8 protein-coding genes and 1 pseudogene are annotated in these 7,778 nt (G+C 64.4%); 4 read left to right on the top strand and 5 right to left on the bottom strand.

The window, feature by feature from the left end; all coding sequences use genetic code 11:
• Positions 1–465, bottom strand: a 465-nt coding sequence (locus EN781_RS19430) for an AMP-binding protein (RefSeq protein WP_145965553.1), incomplete at its 3' end; no start/stop codon positions are given.
• A 178-nt stretch (positions 466–643) separates the two neighbouring features.
• Complete coding sequence (locus EN781_RS19425) at positions 644–1,342, bottom strand: YafY family protein (protein ID WP_126055437.1); 699 nt, start codon at positions 1,340–1,342, stop codon at positions 644–646.
• Positions 1,343–1,462: 120 nt separating this feature from the next.
• Here EN781_RS19425 and EN781_RS19420 point away from each other — a divergent pair, with 120 nt between their 5' ends.
• The 3 genes from EN781_RS19420 (at position 1,463) to EN781_RS19410 (ending at position 4,702) form a co-directional block, all read left to right on the top strand.
• Positions 1,463–1,867 carry a VOC family protein gene (locus EN781_RS19420; RefSeq protein WP_126055436.1) on the top strand — a complete coding sequence of 135 codons (405 nt, stop codon included), beginning with the start codon at positions 1,463–1,465 and terminating at the stop codon, positions 1,865–1,867.
• A gap of 98 nt (positions 1,868–1,965) precedes the next feature.
• The gene (locus EN781_RS19415; protein ID WP_126055435.1) at positions 1,966–3,522 is read left to right on the top strand and encodes a serine hydrolase; all 1,557 of its coding nucleotides are present in this window, start codon (positions 1,966–1,968) and stop codon (positions 3,520–3,522) included.
• Between the two features lie 112 nt (positions 3,523–3,634).
• The gene (locus EN781_RS19410) at positions 3,635–4,702 is read left to right on the top strand and encodes a cyclic nucleotide-gated potassium channel (protein WP_126055434.1); all 1,068 of its coding nucleotides are present in this window, start codon (positions 3,635–3,637) and stop codon (positions 4,700–4,702) included.
• A gap of 558 nt (positions 4,703–5,260) precedes the next feature.
• Here the strand turns inward: EN781_RS19410 and EN781_RS19405 are convergent.
• The 3 genes from EN781_RS19405 to EN781_RS19395 form a co-directional block, all read right to left on the bottom strand.
• Positions 5,261–6,196 (bottom strand): hypothetical protein, encoded by a 936-nt coding sequence (locus EN781_RS19405; RefSeq protein WP_126055433.1) that lies wholly within the window; start codon positions 6,194–6,196, stop codon positions 5,261–5,263.
• Between the two features lie 96 nt (positions 6,197–6,292).
• A complete protein-coding gene (locus EN781_RS19400; RefSeq protein WP_126055432.1) occupies positions 6,293–6,529 on the bottom strand; it encodes a hypothetical protein in 237 nt (78 codons plus the stop codon).
• A 115-nt stretch (positions 6,530–6,644) separates the two neighbouring features.
• Positions 6,645–6,854, bottom strand: coding sequence for a cold-shock protein (locus EN781_RS19395; RefSeq protein ID WP_126055431.1), 210 nt, complete (start codon positions 6,852–6,854; stop codon positions 6,645–6,647).
• A gap of 425 nt (positions 6,855–7,279) precedes the next feature.
• Between EN781_RS19395 and EN781_RS19390 the strand changes: the two are divergent.
• A pseudogene (locus tag EN781_RS19390) lies at positions 7,280–7,778 on the top strand (KamA family radical SAM protein); the annotation flags it as partial.

Here is a 7,778-nt window from a genome sequence, read left to right as displayed (position 1 = left end):
GTTCTCGACCTCGTCGAGCTTGCCGCGGTTGGCCGGGTTGGTCACCACAAGCTTGGCCTTGCTGTAGCTCAGCCGGTGCTCGATCGCTTTCGGTCCGAAGGCGGTGAACAGCGGCTGGTAGACCGCGCCGATGCGCCATGCGCCGAGGATCAGCGCCACCAGCTCGGGGATGCGCGGCAGCATGCCCGCCACCACATCGCCAGGGCCGATGCCCAGGCCCTCGAGCATGTTGCCGGCGCGGCCGGACATGTCGGCAAGGTCGTCGAAGGTGAATTCGCGCAGCTCGCCGCTGGCCGAGACGGCGCGCAGCGCCAGCCGGTCCTCACCGGTGTAGCGCCCGCAGCATTCGACATAGGCGTTGATGCCGGTTGCCGGATCTCCGTGCAGCCGGCTGATCTCGTCCTCGAGGTGGAAATTCTGGACCGCGTCCTCGTAGCGCGGCAGGCCGGCCGAAGCTCTGGTCATGGCAATCCTCCCTCAGCGGCCAGCCATCTCCTGACGGCGGGCCGACGCCTCCAGATTGCCCGAAAACGCGGCGCGGGTCGATTGCGGCGATGGCCGGGGAGGGCGTCTTTATAGTGACGGGAGGGGGACGCGCTCGCCGGCTTTCGCCAATTGCCTGCGTTGAGGGCGAAGGCATGCGCTAAGGCAGGCGCAATCCTTGCGCCTCCATATGCCGCTTCCAGCGGCTGCGCAGCTCTGCCGGCCGGCAACCGATGCGCTCGTCGAGAAACGCGGCAGCGCTGATGCGGTCGGTGCGGAAATGGCGGAAATCCTGGCGCAGCTCGCACCAGGCGGCGAGCAGGCGCACCGTTTCGGCATAGCCGATCATCGTCGGCCAGACGACGCGCTCACTGCCCTCGTCGCGTTCGTTGCGGTAGCGGATGCGGATCTTGTGGCCTGTGCGGATCGATGCGCGTGCCCGCGCGACATCGAGCCCGTCGGGCAGGCTCGCCCGGCTGAGCGGCGCGCCGACGCTGGGGTGGCTGACGAACGGGCGCAGGCGCTCGGGCACAGCGATGGCGATCTTGGCGATCAGGTCGCGCGCCGCGCCCGCCAGCACCGCATCGCCCTTGTCGGCCACCCATTGCGCGCCGAGCACGGCCGCCTCAAGCTCGTCCGGGGTCAACATCAGCGGCGGCATGTCGTAGTCGCGGTCCAGCACGTAGCCGACGCCGGCTTCGCCCCGGATCGGCACGCGCTGGCCGATGAGGTCGGCGATGTCGCGATAGACCGAACGGCGCGAGGTCTCGAGCTCCTCGGCGATCCGGCTGGCGGTGATCGGGTCGGTCGAGCGTCGCAGGATCTGGATGATCTGGAACAGTCTGTCGGCGCGGCGCAAGGCATGTCTCCTGCTGCCACTATGCTGGCAACAGGCCTGGTCCACAAGTCGGCACAGGGCGCCTCAACAGGCGCTGGCACCGACGGAGAAGACTCCGCGGCTATCCGATGGAGAAAACTCATGAATTTCGTTTCGACCCGCATCATCACCGCCGACGTCAGGCGGCTGGTCGCCTTCTATGAGGAGGTGACCGGCACCCTGCTGACGCTTTACACCGACGATTTCGCCGAGCTGACCACCGAGGCCGGCACGCTCGCCATCGGCAGCACGCGTACGCTGCAGCTCTTCGGTGGCGACCATGTCGCGCGACCGGCGGCCAACCAGACGGCGATCATCGAGTTCCGCGTCGCCGATGTCGACGCCGACTACCGGCGGCTTGCCGACCGCATCGCCGGCTCACTGGTGCAGGCGCCGACCACCATGCCCTGGGGCAACCGCTCGCTGCTGTTCCGCGACCCCGACGGCAACCTCGTCAATTTCTTCACGCCGGTGACCGCCGAGGCGATCCGGAAGTTCGAGAGGTGAGGGGGCCGAGGCGCGACGCTCGCGGTGGGCGCAACCCTTGGCCCCTCCGGCGCCCGCCTGTACAATCGTGAGATGAATGCAGGGAAGGGAGGCGCGTGATGCGGCTTGGTCGCAATCTCTATCATTTGACGATTGGGGCCTTCATCGCCGTCCTGGCGCTTTGGCCGCAGGTGGCGCCGGCCGATCCCGTCACACCCGAGCGCATCGCTGCCGCCTTGGCGAAGCTCGAGGCGCTCGCCGAGGCCACCGTCGCCGACGGTGGCGTGCCCGGTCTCGCCATCGCCGTCGTCCACGACGACAAGGTGATCTTCCTCAAGGGTTTTGGTCATCGCGAGGCCGGCAAGCCGGAGACCGTGGACGCCGACACGGTGTTCCAGATCGCTTCCCTCTCCAAGCCGGTGTCCGCCACCGTCGTGGCGGCGCTGGTCGGCGACGGCATCGTGTCCTGGGATTCGAAGATCGCCGACCTCGATCCGGCGTTCCGCCTCGCCGAAGCCTATCCGACCAGCCAACTCACCATCCGCGATCTGTTTTCGCACCGCAGCGGGCTTCCGGGCACCGCCGGCGACGACCTCGAGGACATCGGCTACGACCGTGCCGAGATACTGCACCGCCTGCGCTTCGTGCCGCCATCATCGAGCTTTCGCGCCGGCTACTCCTACAGCAATTTCGGACTGACCGAGGGTGCCGTCGCCGCCGCAATGCCGACGGGCAAATCCTGGGAGGACGTGGCCGAGGAAAAGCTCTACCGACCGCTCGGCATGGCCTCGACCAGCTCGCGTCATGCGGATTTCCTCAAGCACCCCGATCGCGCAGCACTCCACGTCAGGGTCGATGGCGCCTGGGCGGCGAAGATCGAGCGCGATCCGGACGCGCAGGCGCCCGCCGGCGGCGTCAGCTCCACCGCGCGCGATCTTGCGCAATGGGTGCGCCTCGTGCTGGGCGACGGGGCCCATGCCGGCAAGACGCTGATTGCCGCCGACGCGCTGGCCCAGACGCATGCGCCGCTGATGACGCGGGGCAGGAACCCCGTCTCCGGCGGCGAATCCTTCTATGGCCTCGGCTGGAACGTCGAATTCGGCCGGCACGGTTTGAGTTGGGGCCATGCGGGCGCCTTCAGCGTCGGCGCGCGCACCCTGGTGACGATCTTCCCGAAGGAGAAGCTCGGCATCGTCATCCTCGCCAACGCCTTCCCGACAGGCGTGCCGGAGGGACTGTCCGACAGTTTCGCCGATCTCGTCTTCGACGGTGCTGTCGAGCAGGATTGGGTCAATGCGTGGGACGGCATCTATGCCGGCATGTTCGGTCCGGTGGTCGAGGCGGCCAAGGCCACCTTTGCCGCGCCGCCGTCTCCGGCAAGGCCGGCCGGGCCGGCCAGTGCCTATGCCGGCCGCTACGCCAACGACTTCATAGGCCAGGCGGACGTGTCGAGCGCGGGAGACGGCCTTGTCCTCAGGGTCGGCCCCACCAGCGCCCGGTCCTATTCCCTGACGCATTTCGACGGCGACCTGTTCCTGATCTACCCCGATGCCGAAATGCCGGACAGGCCGACGGGCGTCAGTTTCGTCGTCGGCCCCGACGGCAAGGCGTCGACGATCACCATCGAGTTCCTCGACGACAATCATCTCGGCACGCTGCGGCGCGTCGCCGACTAGATTGGCCAAGATAGGTCGCCGTTGGTGATGCACATAGCAGCGATAGCAAGCACCTTTGCGCTTGCCTTGAAGGCATTCTATTTTGCAGGTGGTAGCGGCTCGTGGGCATAAAATGTCGGTACTGCCTTTCCTGAGAATTTACGCGCCGCTCAACGCGGTGCTGGCTGCGCCTGGGCTTCTGGCGGTGGCTGCGCTGACGATACCGGACCTGTCCGGGCGCGGCAGACTGGCCCTGGCGGCCGTGCTCGCTGTCATTTGGGGCGCCTATCTTCTGCAACTGGCTGGGACGCTGCTCAAGCGCCGGGCGGGAGACCTGCGGAACAGGACGCCCGAAATCGCCATCGATGTGCTCGCGGTCGTGGTTCCACTCGCCGCATTTCTGCTCGTCGGCACGCCCGACCGCAGCCTCTACTGTGCCGTCTGGTTGCTGAAACCGCTGCGCGACTCGACCTTCTTCCCGGTCCTGGGCAGGGTGCTGGCCAACGAAGCGCGCAATCTGATCGGCGTCACCACGCTCTTCGGCGTCGTTCTGTTCGGTGTCGCGCTCGCGGCCTATGTCATCGAGCGCGACATCCAACCGGAAAGGTTCGGCAGCATCCCCCAGGCAATGTGGTGGGCGGTGGTCACGCTGTCGACCACCGGCTATGGCGACGAGATTCCGCAAAGCTTCGCCGGCCGCGTCCTTGCCGGGTTGGTCATGATGAGTGGCATCGGCATCTTCGCGCTCTGGGCCGGCATTCTTGCCACCGGTTTCTATCAGGAAGTTCGCCGCGAGGATTTCGTCCGTAATTGGCGATTGGTCACCGCCGTGCCGTTGTTTCAGAAGCTCGGCCCGGCCGTGCTGGTCGAGATCGTGCGCGCGTTAAGGCCCCGCATCGTGCCGGCGGGCGCCGTGATCTGCCGCAAAGGCGAGACCGGCGATCAGATGTTCTTCGTCGTGGAGGGCCGCGTCAGCGTCGCGATGTCGAACCCGGTGGAACTTGGCCCTGGAGCCTTTTTCGGCGAGATGGCGCTGATCAGCGGCGAACCGCGTATGGCGACTGTCAGCGCCGCAACGGCGGTCTCACTGCTGTCACTGCACTCGGCGGATTTCCAGATGTTGTGCAGCAGCAGCCCGGAGATCGCGGAAATCATCCGCAAGACCGCGCTAGAGCGGCGAGGCGCGGCGCCGTTGGCTTGACCGCATTAGGTGTGCAGTCCCGGACATGCTGTTTCATCGATCCTGGTCGTCAGGAAGGGGATGCGACGGGAAGGTTGCCAATTGCCCGCCGATGTCGATCCGGGCCGCCGCGACGCGCAGTATTGGCCTCAACGTGGGAGAAGCAGAGAGACTTTGACACGCGGTGCGAAAAAGCAGCGCAGATACGGCTGATGGGTTATGACGTAGGTATTCTCGCAGATGTGGAATTGGCCGTCCGGGGATTCCTGTACACGCTCCCGTGGGATGGTGAAATCATGCGGCAGGTAAGTGTACCCGCCGTCAATTCTGGACCGCACCGAAGATGGAGGTATGGCGCGGCAATCATGACCACCGCAACACTTGAATTTCGTCAGCGGGTCGATCTTGTCTTCGTACCAGTCATGGGCGTTCGCGCCCGTTGCGGCGGCGATACATATTGCCGTGAGGATGAACCTTCGCATGGCATTCGGCGGACGCTGCTCAGTCGAGCACCCATGTATATTAGCGTCCCGCCAAAAATTCCATTGATGCGGTGCGCCTTGCCCGCTCGTCATCAGCTCAGGAGGCCTGGCCGTAGTGCAGCAGCTTGAAGCAATCGCCGCTGCCGGACTTTGACTGCGTCAGCAGCGGTTTCGATCGCTCGATCCATTCCTGCTGTGAACCGGCATCGGCCTCGATCTGCTCGGCTGGGGCAAGGGTGACGAAGCCACGCCCCTTGCTGAACAGCCAGCAGGCGCGGGCGAGAAATCGCCTGCTGCGCTGGCGCAGCAGGTCGGCATCGTAAAGGATGTCGAGAACCTCGTGCTTGATCTTCCGTTCCTTTTCGGAATTGGCTACAGCAAGCTCGATCGGCTCATCGCCGATCGCCTCCTGCAGGTCCTTGTAGTCGAGGGCGAGCTGGGTGCTGGCATATTTGATCTCGCTCTCGTCCCGCACGATGTTGAACCACAGCGTCGGGTCGAGTTCGTTGACAATGAACGTCGTTTCGAAATCACGCGACAGGTTCAATATGTCGAAGGACTGCACATCGACGTCGCGTTCGACCAGCAGGATCTTGCCGACCTGTTTGCCGAGCTCGGTTCCCTGCGCGCTGATCGCGCCGTTCTTTCCGCCGAGTTCGGGATCGACATAGGCGCCGCCAATATCCAGCACGTCGTCGAACTCGCCGAGCGTTTCGACGACCGGGGCGCCGCGGGCAATGCGCGCCGCCAGCCTTGCCATGACCTGCTGGAGCTCAATCTCGCGCTTGCGCTGATCCTGATAGTTCTGCTGGAAAAAGAAGATGAACAGCGAGACGCCGATGCCGATCAGGATCACGCCCAGTTGCGAAAAGATGTTCCGGTAATATTCCAGCAGCTTTTCACGATGGCGCACGTCTTCGCGCACGCTGTGCGCCACGCGAAGATTGACGATCAGCGATAGGATCAGCAGCCCGGCTCCAACCAGGATGAGGCCGCCGATGAGAAGGTAGCCATGGCCTGCGCCGAAATCCATTGGCCTGCCCCGAAGCCCAGCCTGCGCAGATTAATACCATTTTGCTCAAACACCTATGGTTCGTGGCACGGAACCTCGGCGCCGGCTTTCGCGCCACTAGGCCTGCTTGCGCCGGCCGGTTCGCTTTTTCGCCGGCGACCTGGCCGCGGGGCTGGCGGCCTCGACCGCTTGCATGGCAAGCCTGGCCTGCTTCAAGCGTTCGGTCTTTCGTTCGCGTTCGGCCGCTTCGCCATCGATGATCTGGCGGGCCGCCCTGGTCGTGGCGTCCTGCTTCGTTTCGATGGCTGTCGGCTTCGGCTTGAATATTCCTTCGGGTATCGGCTGGTGCTGCATGTGACTGTCTCCAATCATGAAAAAGAAAAAAGGCCGGGCGAAACCCGGCCTCTCCCATGCGCCTCGATGATCGATGCCAGTACATCCGTGGTCAAAGACCAGAAGCGCAATCTGTCTACGCGGCCTGAAGGTTCTCGGCCGAACTCTTGCCGTTGCGGCTGTCCTTCACGATTTCGAAGCTGACCTTCTGCCCCTCGACGAGGGACCCCATGCCGGCGCGCTCGACGGCCGAGATGTGCACGAAGACATCCGGCTGCCCGTTGCCCAGCTCGATGAAGCCGAAGCCCTTGGTTGCATTGAAGAACTTTACCGTTCCAGTATTCATGACGATTTCCTTTCAATCAGCCATAGAAAAATTGCTCGCCGTACAGCCTGCGCGGCAAACTTTTCAGATCGATTTTGAGAGGAAGATCGCTGAGAGCGCGGATTGCGCCAGAACAAGGTTCAACAAGCAAGATCGATACTTGCAACATAGAGCCTGTGGGTTTGCAGACAAGGCGCAGCGTGAAAATAATTCTTTTTTTCCAAGGATAGGTCGGGTTCGGCAGCGGTTTTTTCCACCCGGCTTGGTCGTGGCTTGGCCGCCGTGGGTTACGCCGGCGAAGCTGCCAATCTCCCCATGTGGGGAAATGACTGGCCGGGCAGGGGGGCGCCAAGGGTCGCGACGATCGACGGACGGCGGCAACAGGCAGTTGACCCGGCCGCCCATACGCTCGATAGCTCCGCGCGAACGCTACCGAGAAACTCCCGATGACGACCGACGCTAACCTCAACGACGTGGCCGCAAGCGATCAGCGCGCCGCCGATCCATCCTGGCAGGACGATGTCCGCGCCGGCGTGCGCCATGTGCGCGATCTCGCCGCGCTGCCGCTGTCGCGCGCCGAGCGCGCGGCCGCTCAGGAAGCCGCGGCGAACCACAAGGTGCGCATTCCAAGACCCTATCTCGACCTGATCGACTGGAACGACCCGCAGGATCCGATCCGCGCGCAGGTCATCCCGTCGCCGGAAGAGCTGGTCGAGGCGGAAGGCGAGCTCGACGATCCGATCGCCGACCATGCCTACAGCCCGGTGCCGAGGCTGACGCACCGCCATGCCGATCGGGTGCTTTTGTTCCCTACCTATCAATGCGCCGTCTATTGCCGCTTCTGCTTTCGCAAGGAGTCGCTGACATCGATCGGACGTGGCTACACAAGCGAGGCGCTGGAGCCGGCGCTGGCCTATATCGCCGAGCACGAGGAGATCCGCGAGG

Source organism: Mesorhizobium sp. M4A.F.Ca.ET.090.04.2.1, assembly GCF_003999085.1.
GTDB lineage: Bacteria > Pseudomonadota > Alphaproteobacteria > Rhizobiales > Rhizobiaceae > Mesorhizobium.
The sequence above is the reverse complement of the archived record's forward strand: the minus strand, read 5'-3'. Positions and strand labels throughout refer to the sequence as shown.